Origin of the sequence: Saccharopolyspora elongata (assembly GCF_004348985.1) — a bacterium.
Taxonomy (GTDB): Bacteria; Actinomycetota; Actinomycetes; order Mycobacteriales; family Pseudonocardiaceae; genus Saccharopolyspora; species Saccharopolyspora elongata.
In genome coordinates this window covers 128,759-146,431 of record NZ_SMKW01000004.1, presented here as the reverse complement: position 1 = coordinate 146,431, position 17,673 = coordinate 128,759, and the positions used below count along the sequence as shown (strand labels likewise).

Annotated in this window: 6 protein-coding genes (1 of these 6 running past the window's edge); 1 reads left to right on the top strand and 5 read right to left on the bottom strand. The window is 70.4% G+C overall.

Translation table 11 applies throughout. From position 1 onward, the window contains the following. Nucleotides 1-3 precede the first annotated feature (3 nt). The gene (locus tag E1288_RS50290) at nucleotides 4-285 is read right to left on the bottom strand and encodes a hypothetical protein (protein ID WP_207954174.1); all 282 of its coding nucleotides are present in this window, start codon (nucleotides 283-285) and stop codon (nucleotides 4-6) included. Nucleotides 286-752: 467 nt separating this feature from the next. On the opposite strand from E1288_RS50290, the gene E1288_RS04850 reads away from it, so the two are divergent. Then, nucleotides 753-1,715 carry an alpha/beta hydrolase gene (locus E1288_RS04850; protein ID WP_132481401.1) on the top strand — a complete coding sequence of 321 codons (963 nt, stop codon included), beginning with the start codon at nucleotides 753-755 and terminating at the stop codon, nucleotides 1,713-1,715. A gap of 4 nt (nucleotides 1,716-1,719) precedes the next feature. Here the strand turns inward: E1288_RS04850 and E1288_RS04845 are convergent, their stop codons facing one another. From E1288_RS04845 to E1288_RS04830, 4 genes are all read right to left on the bottom strand, one after another. Next, on the bottom strand, nucleotides 1,720-2,175 hold the full coding sequence (locus tag E1288_RS04845; protein WP_132481398.1) for a nuclear transport factor 2 family protein: 456 nt from the start codon (nucleotides 2,173-2,175) through the stop codon (nucleotides 1,720-1,722). A gap of 38 nt (nucleotides 2,176-2,213) precedes the next feature. Continuing rightward, nucleotides 2,214-2,645: a DUF6924 domain-containing protein gene (locus tag E1288_RS04840; RefSeq protein WP_132481395.1), complete on the bottom strand. Its 432-nt coding sequence runs from the start codon at nucleotides 2,643-2,645 to the stop codon at nucleotides 2,214-2,216. A 104-nt stretch (nucleotides 2,646-2,749) separates the two neighbouring features. Continuing rightward, nucleotides 2,750-3,349: a type VII secretion system-associated protein gene (locus E1288_RS04835; RefSeq protein WP_132481392.1), complete on the bottom strand. Its 600-nt coding sequence runs from the start codon at nucleotides 3,347-3,349 to the stop codon at nucleotides 2,750-2,752. A gap of 52 nt (nucleotides 3,350-3,401) precedes the next feature. Beyond that, on the bottom strand, nucleotides 3,402-17,673 hold the end of the coding sequence (locus E1288_RS04830) for a WXG100-like domain-containing protein (RefSeq protein WP_235883368.1). It continues 24,407 nt past the right edge of the window; 14,272 of the gene's 38,679 nt are visible here — the last part of the coding sequence; the start codon falls outside the window, past its right edge; its stop codon occupies nucleotides 3,402-3,404.

The following is a 17,673-nucleotide window of genomic DNA, read 5'->3' as shown; positions in this document are numbered from 1 at the left end:
GGCTCACCGGGTCGCGGTGGGGGCGGCAGTTTCCAGCAGCCCGCGGTCCACCCGGATCTCGCCCAGGATGCGTTCGTCATGGACGACGAACGCGCCGCGGAAGGCGTTGAGCGCACTCTCCAGCCGCCCGGCGATGAGTTTGAACATCGCCGGCTTCCCGGCTCCGTTCGAGGCCGCGAAACCGGCGCGGCTGCTGGGAACGGTGAAGGAAAGCCCGGAGAAGACGGGGGTGTCGTCGGGCCAGGAGAAGGACAGGCCGGACACGACGATGCGATCGTCGGACATGGGGTGAGACCTCAGTTGGTGGGTGCAGGCAGGACTTCGTCCCGCAGAAGAGGAATGGACGACGACATGACCCTGCGGCGTCGCTGTTCGCAGCGTGCCGAGAGCCCGCGAGTCCGGGGATCACCCGGAGATGTCGTCTTCACCCACCACGTCGAGTCTCCTTCGGAATGACTTCTCCCCGAGACTAGCAGCAGTGGCCGCACGAGTCGTTCCGCGATGAGCCGGGCGGCACTTTCGGGCATCGGGCCGTGGCTTCGCCGTGGAGCCGTGCTAGCTTTCCGCGCATGCTCATCGAGGTGGACAGACTCCGGTCGCAGAGCCGCTGACGGCTTGCGACGCCCTACCACCGAACACACCTTCGCCCCCGAACGTTCCGATTCGGCGCGGTCGCATGCTGCGCGGGTTCACCGCCACGCGCACCCGTCTCGGCGAGCGGTGAAGGATGCGCTGACTTCCAGGAGCGATCCATGACGCACGAAAAACCTCGGCAGCCGTTCGATCCCGAACTGGTCCCCGTGTTATCGGCGCTCGAAGGGCACGTTCCGGTCGGCATGACGCCGGACCGGTTGGAGCACTTCCGCGCGCTCCGCTTCCCCAGCATCGACGAGCAGATCGGCGACCGCCCCGTCAAATGCGTCAGCCGCACGATCCCCGGCTACGGCGGGGCGGAGATCGAGGTTTCCGTCATCTCCCGCGAGGACCACTGCAGCCGCGGGCCCGGGATCTACCACATCCACGGCGGCGGCATGGTCATGGGAGATCGTTTCTCCTCCGTGCACCCGCTCATCGATTGGGCGCTGAAGTACGACGCCGTCGCCGTCACGGTCGAATTCCGGCTGGCTCCTGAGCACCCCGACCCGATTCCCGTCGAGGACTGCTACGCGGGCCTGCAGTGGATGGCGGACAACTCGGACGAGCTGCTCTTCGACCGCGATCGCCTGGTGATCTTCGGCGGTAGCGGAGGAGGTGGCCTCGCCGCCGGAACGACGCTGCTGGCTCGCGACCGCGGCGGCCCGAAGCTCCTCGGCCAGCTGTTGCAGTGCCCGATGATCGATGACCGGAACGAGACCACGTCATCGCTCCAGTACGACGGGATCGGCGTCTGGGACCGGACGAGCAACCTGACGGCGTGGAGCGCGGTCCTGGGCGAGCGGCGGGGCACCGCCGACGTCTCGCAGTACGCGGCGGCGGCCAGGGCCACCGATCTCAGCGGCCTTCCCCCGACGTTCATCGATGCCGGCTCGGCCGAGGTGTTCCGGGACGAGGACGTCGCCTTCGCGAGCGCGATCTGGGCCGCCGGAGGCGATGCGGAACTCCACGTCTGGGGCGGAGCCTTTCACGGATTCCACGACATAGCACCGGATTCCGCGCTGGCCCGAGCCTGCATCGCGGCTCGCGAATCCTGGCTGGAGCGCCTGCTCCGCCACTAGCGGCCTAGCGCAGATGACGGCTCACATCGCCGACGAAGTGGATGCGGACACATCGCTCCGCGAACCGCCATCGCCCGTCACGACGCACGAAGCGATCGTGGTACCGGCCGGCCGCAATGGGTTGCAACGGCAGATCGGGAAGTGCCTGCAACACGGTCACGTACGAGCGCGAGACCGCCGTGCCCGCCCGCTCGTCGACCTCGATCGCGATGTTGGACACGACGTGCTGAGTCCTCGGCGTGCCGTCGTCGTAGACGATCACGGTGTCCTGCAACATCTTCTCGATCGCTTCGCTACCGCTCACCTCCGCTCGGCTTCCCGAGAAGGTGGCATCGGCCAGCAGCATGCCGAGCCCGGCGAAGTCCCCGTCGTCCACGAGCTCCGCGTAACGCGCGATCAGGTTCTCGATGGCCCGGTGGCTCGCCGCCGGATCGGCGGGCATACCGGTGGATGTGGACATGGTCTGCCTCCATGCGGGACGAGCAGGCGGTCTGGGGTTCAGTCCTTGAAACCGCGGAAGACCCCGTCGGAATCGGCGGCCTCGTGGAACTCCTCCAGCTCCATGTTCGCCATCGACAGGTTGTTCTCGATGCCGATGGCCTCCTCGGGCAGGCACCGGAAGTCGATGCGCTCGTTCTCGTCGCTGACGCTGACGATCCACACCGGATGCTCGGGGTCAGTGATGGTGGTCTTGTCGACGACGAAGATCTCCCCGCGTTCGGGGTCGGTCAGCTCGTAGATCTGCTCCTTCGTGAGCCCGGCGTAGGCGGGGTCGTCGACGATCAGGTACTCGGCGGTGAACTCGTCCTCGTCCTCCGGCGTCGGGCCCTGCATCCGGCTCAGCACGGACCGCCACACGGCGTCGTCGCTGAAGTCGGTGCGGACCAGCAGCATGTCGGAGTTCTCGTCCCAGGTCGGGAAGGGCTTCATCGGTTTCCTTCGGGATTCGGTTCTCTCGGGCCCACGCTATCCAGGGCGGATGGATGTTTCGTCGACGACAGGCGGCGATGCGCATACGTCGCGTATACGGTGCGTCATTCCGCCGTGACGTACTCGGTGAACATCTCGCCGACCAGCCGCACCGACGCGGGCCCGCCGGGATTGAACAGCACGTCCACCTGGTGCTCCTGCAGCAGGTCGCTGAGCTCCACCGCGGTGACCTCGGCGCGCCAGTCGTCGGCGTTCACCCGGTGCCGCTGCGCGGGGGCGGTGGACACCAGCAGCGACGGCACGTCGTCCGGGGACGGCGCGATGATGGGCCGTCCGGCCTCGTCGAGCGCCACGTCGAACACACTCTCCTTCAGCACGGCGAACAACCCGTCCGAGTCGACCTCGCCGCGCACCAGGAGCTGGAGCGTCGCGTCCACCGGGTCGGTCGGCGATCCCGGCTGGGACGGCACGTAGTCGGGGTTCGCGCGAAACCTCCCGACCGTGCCGTCCGCGGTCACCAGCCACCCGCCGACGACCGCTTCGAGCGGCGGCCCCTGGACCTCCTGCTCCGCCGGGCCGTCGGACGCCTCGTCCGTCGCGTCGCCTTCCCGGGCGTTCTCGGCGAACTGCGCCTGCCAGGCGGGGTCGATCAGGAACACCCACTGATCCTCGGCGGACCGGTCGTCGTTTGCCGGTGTCGTCATGTCGAGCTCTTCTCGTCGTAGTCCATTGCAGGTTTCACTTCCCGCAAGCCTTCTACTGCGGTGGCTGCCAGGGCGGTGGCTCGCCGGGATCGCGGAACAGGTCCTGCAGCAACAGGTTCATCGCCTCAAGGGACTGGGTGTCGCCCTGGGCCTGCAATCGTTCGAGATCGTGCTGGATCGCGGCCGCCCATGCCTCCGGATCCCACCCTGCGGTGTCCAAGGCGTCCGCAGGCCGCGACAACCCCGCCGACCACCTGGCGACCACGTCGTCGCCCTGCCGGTCCTGGCTCTCCTCCGCCGTCTCCGCAGGCGGATCGTCGTCGAGCAGGTCGTCGCCGAACAGATCGTCCTCGTCAGCCAGATCGTCCCCGAACAGATCGTCCTCGTCGGGTGAGTGATGGCCCTGAAGAAGCCGTTCCAGCCAGTTGTCGTGCGCCGCTGTCACGGGGCCGGAGCGCGGCAAGTGCTGCCCGTCCGGCCGCGACGGCAACGCCGGGGACACCGGGGACGCCGGGGACGCCGGGGACGCCGGGGCGGCTCCGCTCGGAGCACTTACGCTGAATTGGGACGTCGGGGCGGGAATTCGGAGCACGACCTGGACGCGGTGCAGGTTCCATCTGCGCGGGCTTACTCCGGTCGGACCATCCTGCAGCCACTGCTCGCTTCGCGACGTGATTCGAGGGCGGACAGAGCTCGAAGCCCAGGCTCTGAGCGAGTCGGCCACGGCGCCGGCGTGCACGGCACCCAGCGGACCGTATCCGGTCACCTCGACGCGTCCCCTTTCCCGCGACCTCATCAGTGGTTGCGCTGCGGGCAACGCGGCGAGCGCATCGATGATGGTCGCGAGCCGGGATCGCCACCGGGTGAGCGCGGGGCGAACGCCGCGCGGATCGTCAGGCAGGAGCACCTCCCAGGCCCGTATTCGCAACCCCCGCTTCAGGTCCTGGCGTTCCCCGATCTGGACCTCCTGCTGCACCGGCGCCTGGTCCCCCGGTTCTGCCACCGACAAGGTGCCCATCCAGTGGTCGACACCGTGGTGCTGCTCGTCCAGCCGGACGAGGTGGACCGGCCGCGCGTCGTCGGAGTACGCCAGCCGGGTGGTGCTGCCGTCGTGGTTGTGGACGCGGAGATCGAGCCCGAACAGGCGGGCCGCGAGCGCCGGGAAGTGGTCGCCCGCGATGTTGCGGTACGAGCCGTCGGTGGCGATCAGCTGGATGAACCGTTCGCGCTGCTCGTCCGTCGGGCCCGGAAGCCCTGGCTGAGGACTCGTGTCGCCGGTGGGCAGGTTCTGCACGTCGGCGTCGAGCCCCTCACTCCAGAGCAGTCGGCTTTGCGGCGGCGCTTGCAGGTCGTCCCGCAACGCCTGCGCGACCTGCCGGCGGATCGATGACGCCGTGCGGGGCCAGCCCGCTTCGTCGGTCAAGCCCGCCGCGATGGTCAGCGCGTACGGGAAGCAGTCCCCGTCGTCGAGGACGTCGACGGCCAGCAGCCCGTTCCGCACCAGGCTTTCCGCCTGCGGCAGCGGGAGTTCCGCCGATTCGCGACCGTTGAGCAGCGCGCCGAAACCGGTCCGCCGCAGCGCTTCGCGGAGCACGGGCCCCATCCGCCGGCTCTGATCGTCGCGGAGATCGTGCAGGATCTGCCCAACGGGTACGACCGTGTCGCCCACCTCGACCGTCGTGTCCTTCTTGGGGAGGCGGCGCTTGTCCGTCGGCCCTTGAAGGGCGCGCGTGCCCAGTTGGACCAGGGCCGCAGCGGCGACGCTTTCTCCGGAGCTCTCCCCGTCGTGGATGGCTGGAGCCACGATCTCCGGCAACGCTTCGCCGCGGGTGCCGGAGGTGAGTCGGCCGACGAGCAACCAGCCGTATCCCCGCTCTTGCAGCGCTTCCCACTCTTCTGGCCCCACCCGCAAGCGCGGGTTCTTGCGGAGCGAGTTCATGTGCTCCCCGATGGGTAGCAGCCTGCCCTCCAGCTCGACCTCGGCATCCTGCTCGGGCAGCTTGCGGTTCTCGCCGGGGAAGGCCGGAGTCCACTCGCCCAGCGCGCGGACCGCCGCAGCGTAATCCGCCGAACTCCACCTGTTGTGAGCGGTCGGCCCCGCGGTTCGAGACCTGATGTCCAGAATCCAGCCGTACCCGCTTTCCCGCAACAGGTCTCGGAACTCCCGGGGCACCGTCAACCGCGGATCGCCCACGATGTCGTACAGGCGCTCACCGAGCGGAACCAGCCTGTCCCCCACCTCCACGGCCAAGCCCCATTCCGGTAGTGAACGATTCTCCCCGGGGAACGCCGGAGTCCACTCACCGAGCGCGCGAAGCGCCGCAGCGTAATCCTTCCAACTCCACATGCTTCGGACCACAGGCGCATCCGCGGGGCGCCGATTGTCCAACAGCCACCCGAAACCACTTTCCAGCAACGCCGCCCACAACTCGGGGCCCACCCGCGCGGCGGGGTCCGCGCGCAGGCGGAACAGGTGGCGACCGATCGGCACGAGCCTGCCTGCCACCTCGATCTCGGTGCTCTCCTTGGGAAGTCGTCGCATTTCGTCGGGCGACGACGGTGTCCACTCGCCCAGGCCGCGGACCGCCGCGGCGTACTCCGCCGAACTCCACCTGCCGCCGACCGGCGGTGCGGCGGGGCGCCGATCAGGCAGCAACCAGCCGAAACCGCTCTCCTGCAAGACGCGTCGCAGTCCGGGCGACACCTTGATGCCCGGATCGCCCGCGAGGTCGTACAGGTACTCGCCGAGCGGAACCAGTCTGTTCTCCACCTCGACGTGCAGGTCCACGTCCGGTAGCGGACGCTCTTCCCCGGGGAAAGCCGGAGCCCACCGACCCAGTGCCCGAACCGCCGCGGTGTAGTCCTTCGCGCTCCGGCCGATACGGGGAGCAGCGGCTTCGACGGGCCGCTTGTTGACCAGCAGCCAACCGAAACCGCCCTCCTGCAACGCTTCCCACAGCTCAGGCCGCACCTGCAAGTCCGGGTTGTGCTCCGGGTCCTTCCGGAGGTTGTGCAGGTGCTGCCCGATCGGCACCGACCGGCCTCCCACGTCGATCTTGCGCCTCTTCGTCGGCAGCGGCCGGTTCTCGCCGGGGAACGCCGGCGTCCACTCGCCCAGGCTGCGGACCGCCGCGGCGTACTCCGCCGAACTCCACCTGTTGCGGGTCTTCTTGCGGGCCGGTCCCTGGGCCTGATCATCGTCGGCTTCTTCTTCCCGCGGACGCCGCCCTCCCGGCAGGTCACCTCGGTCGTCGCCTGGCGCTCCGGAGAGCTGCTGGGCGTCCTCGTGGGCTGAGGTGACCACTCGCGGTAGATCGTGAGCCCGGCCGTGCACGGGCGGCGTCGGCTGCGGCACGACGCTGACGACGACCTGGGCGGCTTCCCCGCGTCCGGTCGATCCGGGCAGCGCCTGCCCGGTCACGTACTCCTCGTCCACGATGCGGCTCGCGTCGATCGGCTGTGTTCCTACCGGGGCCAGTTCTTCGAGCCCGGAGGCGAGCAGCCGACGCAGGTCGCTCGCCACCAGCTGCGCCAGCCGCTGGCCCGTGTAGCTCGCAGGCTCCGGCGACGCTTCGGCCTGCGCCGCGCTCACGAACCCGGTGACCCGGACGATCGGTGGCGTGACGCCGTCCGCGTGGTCGTCGACGATGGTCTCCGCCAGTTCGCGGGCGAGCCGTTCCAGATCGGACGGGTTCTTGATCCGCTCGGTCGATGTCTCGAAGCGGATGCCGACCGGTTCGATCTGGTCCGCCTGGTCGATACCGTGCGACCGCAGGGGCATCGACCTGTCCAGCGGCACCAGTTCGACCGGTCGCCGGTGTTCTCCCGTGCGGTAATCCCACGTCGACGGTCCGGTCACGGTGTAGCGGGATCGGGCGAGTTCGCCCAGGCGCAACGGCGACCACGTGTTGTCCGGTCCGAGTTTGCGATCCGTGACCGAATGCACTTCCGGCAAGACCGCGGAATTCGAGGCCACATATGCCAGCAATGCTGCGACCACCAGGTCGGGCCGGTCGTGGCCCGCCGCCTCGGCGTGCAGTGCGACCAGGTCCAGGTCGCCGTCTCGGTCCGGCACCGAGTCGAGCAGGCCACCGACGATGCCACGCATCAGGTCCACTGTGGCCGCTCGGTCGTGCAGCGGGATCTTCGCGCCCGCATCGCGGTTACCGCTCGGTGCGTACTGCCAATCCGCCAGCAGCGCCGAGACGAGCTCGACGACCACGGCGTCGTCGTCCTCGGTGGTGGCCGTGCCGAACATGTTGAAGTGGCCACCGTCTTGGACGAACATCAGCGGGGCACCGTCGCGGGCCAGGCCCATGCCCCGGGCGACGGCCACCAGCGAGGAGCCCGCCACCACCCGCCGCCCGCTGCCCGGGGCGAATGCCGCCTCGAAGTCGTGGGCGAACCCTCCTGCACCCGGAAGCGCCCCCGCCGAACACGCCATCAGCAGGACCAGCCCGCCTGCGGGTTGGCTTCGGACGGCATCGACGGATCTCGCGACCTGCGCGCTGGTCGCGCCATCGATGACGACGTCTCCGATGCCGTCGGCGTAGAAGGTGCCTTCGCGCGGATTGGCGTGCCACATCAGGATGCGCGCGTCGGTGGAGTCCAGTCCGGGCAGCCGGATCGGCAGGTATCGGCCGGTCCGGCCGAATTCCTGCAGGAACACGGCATTGGCGCGCTCCCGGCTGCCCACCCAAGCCGTTCCCTCCGGAACGCTCCTGGCGTTGCCGGTAAAGCTGGCGCCCACGACCTGTCCGCGGAACGTCAGCGGCCGGGACACCAGCTGCTGAGCGGTGATCCTCCGATCGCGCGCCGCGTAGTCGCGGACGTTCAAGAAATGTGCGTCCGAGTCGGCCGGGATGTCTCGGTTCGCCAGGCTCCGCAGCGCGTCCCTGGGATGCTGGAGGTCCAGTTCGAGCAGGTTCGACCAGGTCAGGTCGACGGATATCGGGCTACCGGCCGCGGCCCTGGAGACGCCGAGCAGGCTCAGGAGGCGCTGGGTCAGCACGGATGGGCTGTCGTCGGCACGCCAGCGATCGCGCTTCGGCCGCGCGGTCGACCCGGGGGCTTCCAGCGGCACGCGGAAGTCCGCGGCGCCGACATCGTCCGCCCGCGCGACCTTCAACCGCAGCTGATCACCGCTGGCGGGTAGTTCGACGCCCTGGTTGAAGTGCTCGGCTACGGTCGCCAGCAGAGTGGCCCAGAACCGCTGCTCGTCTCCCCGCGTGGCGCCCGGTGCGACGTCCATGAAGAGCTTGAGGGCGAACTCCCGCACCCAGACCCCCGGTCGGACCTCGATCCGGCGCACCCGGTGGTGGTTCGGGTTCCCGGTACCGGGCGAGGGCTCGCGGAACTCGTTGACCGGCGCGTGCGCCCGGACCACGTCGATCTCGGCGTCGGTCACCACCTCGACGTCCGCCCGAGGACGCGCCACCGCACCGAAACCTCTTTCGAGCGCGGCCAGACTCCGGTCCACGACGCGCACGGTGACCACGACGCCGCGCTCGCCGTCTCCCTCGACCTGGCCGGAGATTTCGGCCGCAGGCACGATCCGCTGCGCAGAGATCGGCGCGGTATCCCCGAGGGCCGACAGGTTCGCGTCCAGCAGGGCGCGCAGGTGGTCGGCGGTCTCCTCGGCGCTGCGCTTGCCGCTGTCCGCGTCCGCCCCGCGGCCGACGACCGTCACGACCGGATGCGCAGTCCCGCCCAGCTCGTGGGCGGTCTCGGCCACCCAGCGGGCCAGTGCTCCAAGGTGGCGGCTGGCGCCCTCGGTTCCGGCGTCGGACGGGAGCGTCACGGCGGGGTGGGCGAAGGCCGCGAGGTCGACCCTGGTCACGCCCTGCGCTCCCCAGGGGACCAAGCGGGCCGTGCGGGTCAGCCGGTTCGTCCACTCGCCCTTGCCGGTGATCTTCAGCAGCGATCTCGCCATGCCGGACAGCGGCACCTCGATCCAGCCGGAGTCGTGCCGCCACCGGTCGGCCACGGCCCGCACGACCGCGCGGAGGCCCGCTTGCGCCGACAGGTACAGGAGTGCCGCCGAGTAGGCCAGTTCCGCTTCGGACTCGCTCAGCCCAGTGCGACCGAGCTCCCGGTCGACCTTCGCGAGGTCCAGCACGCCGGAGCCGACCACCAGCTCCCGCGACCGCTTGGCGATGGTGCGGGCGATATCGATCACCCGGGCCAGATCGGCTCGGCCTTCGCCGGTCTGCGGACGGGCGAGAGCCACCGCCACCGCTTCCAGGTCGGACACCGCACCGAAGAACTGCCAGTTGTTGTCCGTGATGACGGCCGCGGGTGGAAGCGCCGAACCCGGTGCCCCCGTGGACGGCTCGAACTTGGCGGATGCCGCGTAGATCGTTGCCCGCAGGCCCTCGTCCGCGGCGGCATCCGCGAACAAAGCCGCCTCGGACGAACCCTCGTCGAGCAGGAGGACGATCGCCCTGAGCGGGGCGCCGGGCTCCGCGCTCGCCCGGGCGAGTGCGGGCGACTTGACGACCGCACGCGCGAGCGTCTGCATGTCGACCTCGACGGATTCGATCCGGCCGTCGATCTCCACCGAGAGTTCGCCGTCCCACCCGCGCAGGTCCACCACGAACGCGCGCGAACCGGTCGCCATCGAATAGGTCCAGGGCGATGGCATGTCGAGCTTCGGCGCCAGCCCGCCGTCGACCCGGCCGACCACGATCGTCCGGTCCAGGCCGCCCGAGTCGAGCCACGCCGCCAGCTGCGCGGCGGACGTCTCGTCGCCGAAGGCGACTCCGCCGATGCGCTGGTCTTCGCCGGTGACCTGCCGGAACCGCACATCACCCACCTGGAACTCGTGGTGCCGGCCATCGGCGGTGCCGACGAGCGTGACCGCCACCTCCGGGAAGGTGGTGGCGCCGGTCTCCGCCACGGACTCAGTCGCCTCGTCGGCCACGAGCAGCTCATCCGCTGGAACATCGGCGAAGGTCGTGGGGCCGGCGCTATCCGCGGACGGCGCTTCCGGCCCTGCGGATGGGAACTCGATGGTGATCGTGACCCGTCGTTCCCGCCCGGGGCGGCCGGGTGCGGCCTCCAGCTCCCCGGAAACCAGGGTGCCGGGCACGAGCTTGTTCACGTCGACCAGGCGGATGCCTCGCGGCGGCAGGGTCTCCAGGTGGTCTGCGACCTTCTGCATGAGCAGACCCCGCACCTGGTGCGCGCGCACCTCGCCGTCGAGCTTCGCCATCTCGACGTCCGCGGGCGCCTTCGACGCGGTCCAGGAGAATCCGGTGACCCCCGCGGCGGGCAACGGGCGGCCGGCGCCCACCAGGCGCATCACCAGCTCGGCCAGCGTGCTGGCACGGAGGTCCAGCACGCTCTCGGATTCCGGGGTGAGCTGGCCGTTCTCGTCGAAGTAGACGTGCGTGGGGACGGTGGAGCCGTCGTGCACGAACTCGTCCTCGTCGTGAGCCGGGGAGGACGGTGGAGCGAGCTCGGACAGCGGCAGCTGTTGCCACAGGCTGCGCTGTCCGCGCGACACCTGGCCCGTCACCGACCGGAACGGGGGGAAGTCCAACCGGTGGGTCACCAGGTAGACCAGCGCTGCCGCGACCAGGACATCCGGCCGTTCGTGCCGGCCTGACAGTTCCTCGTTGAGCGACGTGAGGTCGAGGTTTCCGTGGCCCTCGTGCAGCCGACGCCGCAGCCCGTCCACAGTAGAGCCGAGCAGGTCCAGGGTCGCATGCCGGCTGGTGAGCCGGACGACTTGGCCCGCCGGGGCCGGATCCGACGCCGCGTACCTCCACCCCATGTTCAGCGCCGCCACCAGCTCGGTCACGACCAGCCGGTCATCTGCGGCGGTCGCGTCGCCGTAGACGTTCAGGTGCCCGCCATCGGCGACGACGAGCGACGGCGTCCTGCCGTCGAGCAGCCCCCGCCGTGGTGGCCAGAGCTCCATGACCCGCGTGCTGCCCACCACCCGGGCCTTGAGATTCCTGGCGTGGAGGAGCATCGCGACGTCGTGGGCGAACCCGCCCATCCGGTGCCCGGCGGTCGAGCAGGAAACCAGCACCACCAGCGCGCCGTCCGCGAGGTCTCGCAGCATCCCGCTGGCGACGAGCGTGTCGGCGAAGGCCTGCGCTTCGACGTGAACCTTCCCGATGCCGTCGACCTCGATGCTGCCGGCGTCGGGGGTGCCGTGGAACGCGAAGACCAAAGTGGAATCGTCGTCCAGCCCGGCGAGCCGGGCCTGCATTTCCCGCCGGGATGCCGATTCCCGCAGGAACAACGCGGTCGAACGCTGCCGCAGCGAGATCCACTCGCGCGTCCACGGCACCTGCGTGAACAGCGTCCCGACGAGCTCGCCGTCACGCAGCACGGGCGTGCGAGCCACGTGGTCGACGGCGAACCGGCGGGTGGTGCGAACGGCGTCCCGCCCCGAAACCCAGGTCTGGTCTTCGTCGATCTGCACGTCGTCCAGCCGCAGGCCCTTCAGCCCACCCTCGACTTCGAGGTCCTCGAGCGCCGCAACCTGCTGCGACGTCAACGAAGCACCCGACCACGGCTCGGCGGCGGTGTGGTCGAACGCTCCCAGCAGATCGGCGACGTGTTGCGCGAGCACGTGCCTTCTCTCGTCGAGCCGCCAAGCGGTGCGGTCGGCGGATCCGACGGCGCCATCCGGGTGGACGGACACGTGGGCGTGCGCATCATCGCGCTTCTCCACGGGAATCAGTTGCACACGCACCTGATCCCCGCTGGCAGGCAACCGGGTCCGCTTGTTGAACATGTCCTCGACGCCTGAGGCGAGTCTGCTCCAGAACACTCCCCGCTGCTCTTGGGAAATCTGCGCGTCGAATTCCGCGGACAGCCGGAGGGTGAACTCCCGGACCCAGGCTTCGGGCCGCACCTCCATCCGTCGCACGTCAAGGCGCACCGGGCCCCGGGGGTCGTCCGTGCGCACCTGGTTGAGCGGGGCGGCCGTCCGGAACATGTCGATGACGTCGACCTTGGCGCGAATGGCAGGTCGCGCAGCAACTGCGGCGGACGCAAGGCCGTCTCGCTCCTCCGGATGAGCCTGGTCCGGAGCCGACAAGGCGGTCTCCGATTCCGCGACGTCGTCGAGGCGGGCGCCGCCGGTCGCGCCACTGACTCGGCGCGAGCCAAAGGCGGTGCGCAGTTCCTCGGATACCGCGCGGGCGTTGGCCAGCCGTTCGGTGGCCGGGCGTTGCGCGTCGAGGCGCAGGCGGTTCGCCACGAGGTAGGTGATCCCCGTGAGCACGCGGTGGTACACGGGCGCTGTCTCCACGAAGTGCGGTGGTGCCTGGTGCCGCTCGGCCACGATCCGGCCCGCCAGCCCGATCAGGTCCTGTCTGTCGGGCTCGGCGTCCACGGCGGCCTTGGCCAGCGCGAAGGAGTCCGCCCACCGCTCTTCCACCGCCGGGTCGACGGCCGGGTAGTCCACTGTGGATCGCCTGGGAACCGTGGCGGGATCGTCCGCGGCGACCACTCGGACGGAGACCGTCGCGCCCACCGGTTCGCCGGCCTCCGGCACGTACCGCCCGGAAAGCGCGTCGGTCGGCAGCAGCAGGCCCAGGTCGACCGGGCGATGCACCGTCCCGGCCGGAGGCCCGAAGGCCACGAGCTCGTCCTCGATCCGCTCCCGCAGGTAGTCGCGAACGGCAGTGGCGCGCTTCATCCCGGTCTCCACGCCCGACGTCTGCCGACGGCCCAGCGAACCGTGCCCGGTTCCCTCGATCTCGACCCGCAGCCGGGCGTGGCCGTCCGTGGCCAGTTCCAGCGCGGCCTGGGCTATCCAGGTCGCCAGGTTGTTCAGCTCCCGCGACACGCGCACTTCGGTCCCCAGGAAGCGGACGGTCGTCTGAGGTTTGGCGTAGCCACCCGGAATCGCGGCGGCGGACCGGTGCTCACCCGGCGGCAACAACCGCGCCGGCCGGGACGCTCCCGGTTGGGAACCGTTGGAGGACGCCTTCCAGTTGCCCTTGCCGGTGAACTCCAGCCGGGCCTCGGCGGCCTCTGGCAGGCGGACGGGAACCCAGCGGCCGCTCTGCGGCGAGCGGTCGATCACCGCGCCGACGGCGGCGACCACGTCCGGCCGCGCCGCCAGGTACATCAGCGTCGCGGTCCAGGCCAGCCTGGCGGAGCGGTCCTCCGTCGGCGCGTTGAAGTGGTCCACGGCCGCGAGGTCGAGCGCGCCTCCGTTGCGGCCCAGCCGCCAGGTCAGTCCCTCGACCATCTTCCTTGTGCTCCGGACGACGTTGCCGAGGTCGCCGGACGGCTCGGACTCCTGCGACACCAGTGCGGACAGCACGACGTCCAGATCCGTCGGTTCGCCCGCAGACACCCAGGAACCACCGTCCACGACGACCGCGGCGGGCGGCAGGTTCCCGAACGGCAGGTCAGGTCCGGACAACACCACGCCGGTCGACGGCACGTACACCGTCAGGGGCGTGCCGGCCCGCCGGAAACCCTCGGCGAACACCGCAGCCACGGTCGCGGAGTCCGGGCCACCTGGTTCGAGGAGCAGGACGACCGCCTTGATCGCGTCGGCCGCCTCGGTCCGCGCGCGCTGGAAGACCGCGGAACCGAGGACCACCAAGGGCATCGATTCGAGGCCGAGCCGGATGCGCCGCGACCCCGCGCCGGTGCGGACCTCGACGCTGCCGTTCACGCCACGCAGGTCGACCACGAACGTCCTGATCGGATCGAACCCGGCGTAGGTCCAGGGTGACGGTTCGCTCCGCGAGCCGGAACCTCGGTCGGGGACCGAGTCCGCGGGGAGGACGATCGTGCGGTCCGCACCTGTCGAGGAGATCCAGTCGGCGGCCTGCCGGATCTCGGGCGCGCCGCCGAAGGTCATGCCGCGGGTCGAGCCGTCCACGCCCGCCAGCTCGGCGGAGACGACGTCGTGCGCCAGGAACCCGACCTCGGCACCACTTTCGTCCGTGCCGGACAGGTGCCTGCCGATGTCGCCGACCGGCGGCTTGCTCGGGCCGGCTTCGGGCACGTCGGGGAGGTCCAGGGATTCCAGCAGGTGCTCGTCCGGGAACTTGCCGTCCACCGCCACGTGCTCGCGCAGCTCTTGCTCGGTGAGCGGGGCCAGCGAGCGGTACCTGCGCCAGTCGTCGTGGTAGTCCAGCTCCGGCCGGGCGAACATGGCGCCGCGCATGACCTCGTGGAACGTGTGGCCGCCGGTCTGGATGAGCACCGCCAGCAGGGCCAGCCGCAGCAGCCCGAAGTCGACCGGCACGCCCGCCTTGGCCGCGATCTGCGCGACGACCTGCACGATGAAGTCCGTGGTCCCCGACGTGCCGGTCCACACCAGCGCGCCGGTGCGCTGACCGGTCTGCTGCAGGGACTCCTTCATGCGGATCGGTTTCAGCAGGAAGCCGATCTGCCAGTTCAGGTATCCATCGGGCCCCAGCGCGAGGGATCGCTCGGCAGCGCTGAGAGGCGGCTCGACGTCGTCGGGGTGGATCCGGCTGTCGAGGAAGGCGCGGTCCACTCGTGCCAGCCGCTGCGCCCTGGTCTCGGGGTCGAGCTCCGGGTCTCCCAGGATGTTCAGGTACTCCTGGTAGCCGGCGTCGATGGGGCGCTGCGCGTTCTCGATGGCACGGCCGGGGAGCCGCGTTGTCGACTCGCCGAAGTAGGCGAACACCCTCGCCCGGTTCAAGAGCAAGAGCACCCGCTCCCGGATGTTTCCGCTCTCGACCACGGCACGCAGGTGTTCGATCGTCCGGGGACCGCTGCCGGGCAGCAACGGTGAGCCGCCGCGCAGCAGCCGGGCGCGGTCGCGCTCGGGGGTCGTCGTCCAGATCAGGCCGGCGATCTTGCCCAGTTCGGCGTTGACCGCGGGCAACGTCGCCAGGTGGGCGGCGAGCCGCCGCTCGTAGACCTGCGCCGCCTCCGAGTACCGGATCCGGGCCAGGTCCCAGTCGGACGCGGCGGTCGACGGTCCCGCATCCGGCGACCCCAGGTCCGCTTCAGACCTGCGGCCGGCGCCGGGGGCCCCGCGCGTCCGTTGCGTGCGGAAGATCCCGCGCAGCTCCTCGGAGACCGCACCTGCCCGCCCCTGCCAGGGATGCTGCCCGTGTGCGACCGACAACGACACCTGGTCGGCAACCACGTAGAGCATCTGGTCGTAGAGCCAGCGGTAGGCGGCCTCGTTGGGCGACAACTCCGTCCGCGCCACGGGCGGGGCCTGGTGGCGGGGCGCCATGATGCCCGCCGCCGAGCTCAGGACGTGGTCGCGCATGTGCTGCGGCAGTGCGTCGACTGCTCGTCTGGCGCGCTGGAACGTGTGATCCCACTGCCTCGTCAGCCTCGGATCGACGGCGGGGTACGAGCCCTCCGACAGCTGTTCGCGCGGGGGTTGCGGGGCGACGGACGCCGAAACGGTGGCCCACGCCTGCGTCGAGGTGACCTGCCCGCCGGTGATTCCGGAGGTGGGCACCATCTGCCAGACGTTGATGGTCGGCAGGTTGCCGTCCATCGCGAACCGCCTGGCGCTCTGCGCGATGAGTTTGCGCAGGTGTTCCTGGACCAGACCGGCCCACCACTCACCGGCTCGCTCCGCTGACGTCGATGCGTTGCCGTAAGCCGTGATCGAGGCCGCGGGCGGGTGGTATCCGTCCACGCCGAGTTCGATCGTCGCTTCGAGCAGCCACTCGGCGAGGGCGCTCAGCTCCTGCGACGGGCGGACTTCGTACCCGGTTCCCCCCTCGTACTGGAAGGTCGCGTTGACCGGCTGCGCGATGAACCCGGCGAAGTTCACCTGCGTCGTCTCGGGTTGGCCCGGTTCGAGCAGCCGCGCCGGGCGCGTCACCGACATGACCTCGTCGTGGTCGTCTCGCCGCCAGAACCCCTTGCCTTGGACGACGATGTGGACGCGAGCCGCATCGGGGAGCCGGACCGCCCGCCAGTTCCCGTTCGCGTCGCGGCCCATGTCGGTCATCCACCGGACGGCGCGGCGGAACTCGGGATCGGCGCTCAGGTGACCGATCAGCGCGGTCCAGCGGAAGCTCGCGGCTCGCCCCGGCCCCCACGAGATGGACGTCAGGTCGAGGTTCCCGGTCTCCCGCACCGTCGTCCACAGGGCATCGACCGCGTCGCGGACGCTTCGCACCACCGGGCGGAGGTGTTCGGGCAGCTCCACGGTGCCGGGGTCGGCCAACTCCGCCATCACCTGGTAGATGTCGGCGGGGCGGCCGGTGTGCATCCACTCGCCACCGCCGCGGATGACCGCGGCCGGTGGCAGGAGCCCCAACGGCGACCGCCGGCTCGACAGCGCCACACCCGTCGTCGGCACCCACACCGACAGCTCGTAACCCGCTCGCCGCGTGGCTTTCGCGAATGCCGCTGCGGGGCTCGGCGAATCCGTTCCGCCCATGCCTTCGTCGACGAGCAGGACGATCGAATCCAGCGGCGCGCCGGTATCCGCCAGCGCCCGCCGGAACGCGCCGGAACCGAGGACGGCCGAGGCGAGCGTGCCCGGCGAAATCGCGACTCGGAGGTCCTCGTGCTGCCCCGGGATCGACACGTGCCCGTCGTAGCCGCGGAGGTCGACGACGAACGGACGCGTGTCCGCGAACGACCCGTACGTCCAGGGCGACGCGATGTCGGCCCACCTGCCCGGGCGGGCCGGCGTGGCGCCGGGGGCCAGCCGCAGGGTGCGGTGCAGCCCTTCGGAAGCGGCCCAGTCCACCGCGGTACCCGCCGACCGCCAGTCGCCGAAGGACAGCCCCACCATCGATCCGTCCGCGGCCGGGACCTCCATCGAGCGGACCTGTTCCGCGGTGAAACGGTGCTCGCCGCCGAGGTCGTCGGTCCCCGAGAGCCAGGTGACCGCGGGCCGCGTGGTGATCTCCCGCATCTGGGCCCAGTCGAGCACCTCCATCGCGTACTCGTCGGGGAACTTGCCGCCCACCGCGACGTTGCGGCGCAGGAAGTCCTCGGACAGCGGGTGCAGTGTGCGATACCGGCCCCAGTTGTCGCGGTACTCCAGTTCGGGCCTCGCGAAGCCGAATCCGCGCATGGTCTCGTGGAACGTGTGCGCTCCCATGGGGAAGGAAGTGGCCAGCCTCGCCAGGCGGAGCAGGCCGAAGTCGACGGAGACGTTCGCACGCGCCGCCACCTGCTCGATGATTTGCGCCATCCGGAGCGAGGTGCCCGAGGTCCCGGTCCACACCAGTGCGCCAGACCGCTGGCCGAGGCGGTGCAGGCTGGTTTGGTCGTCGGCGGTGCCCAGCATGACCGGCTTCGCCAGGCGCGCCGCATGCCAGTTGAGCGTGCCATCGGGCAACAGCACCCCGACGGACCGTTCGGCCTCGCTCAACGGCGGG

Excerpts from the sequence above, each read along its gene's own strand:
- E1288_RS04840 (WP_132481395.1), bottom strand. The coding sequence starts at position 2,645 with ATGAAGCCCTTCCCGACCTGGGACGAGAACTCCGACATGCTGCTGGTC.
- E1288_RS04835 (WP_132481392.1), bottom strand. The coding sequence starts at position 3,349 with ATGACGACACCGGCAAACGACGACCGGTCCGCCGAGGATCAGTGGGTG.
- E1288_RS04845 (WP_132481398.1), bottom strand. The coding sequence starts at position 2,175 with ATGTCCACATCCACCGGTATGCCCGCCGATCCGGCGGCGAGCCACCGG.
- E1288_RS04850 (WP_132481401.1), top strand. The coding sequence starts at position 753 with ATGACGCACGAAAAACCTCGGCAGCCGTTCGATCCCGAACTGGTCCCC.
- E1288_RS50290 (WP_207954174.1), bottom strand. The coding sequence starts at position 285 with ATGTCCGACGATCGCATCGTCGTGTCCGGCCTGTCCTTCTCCTGGCCC.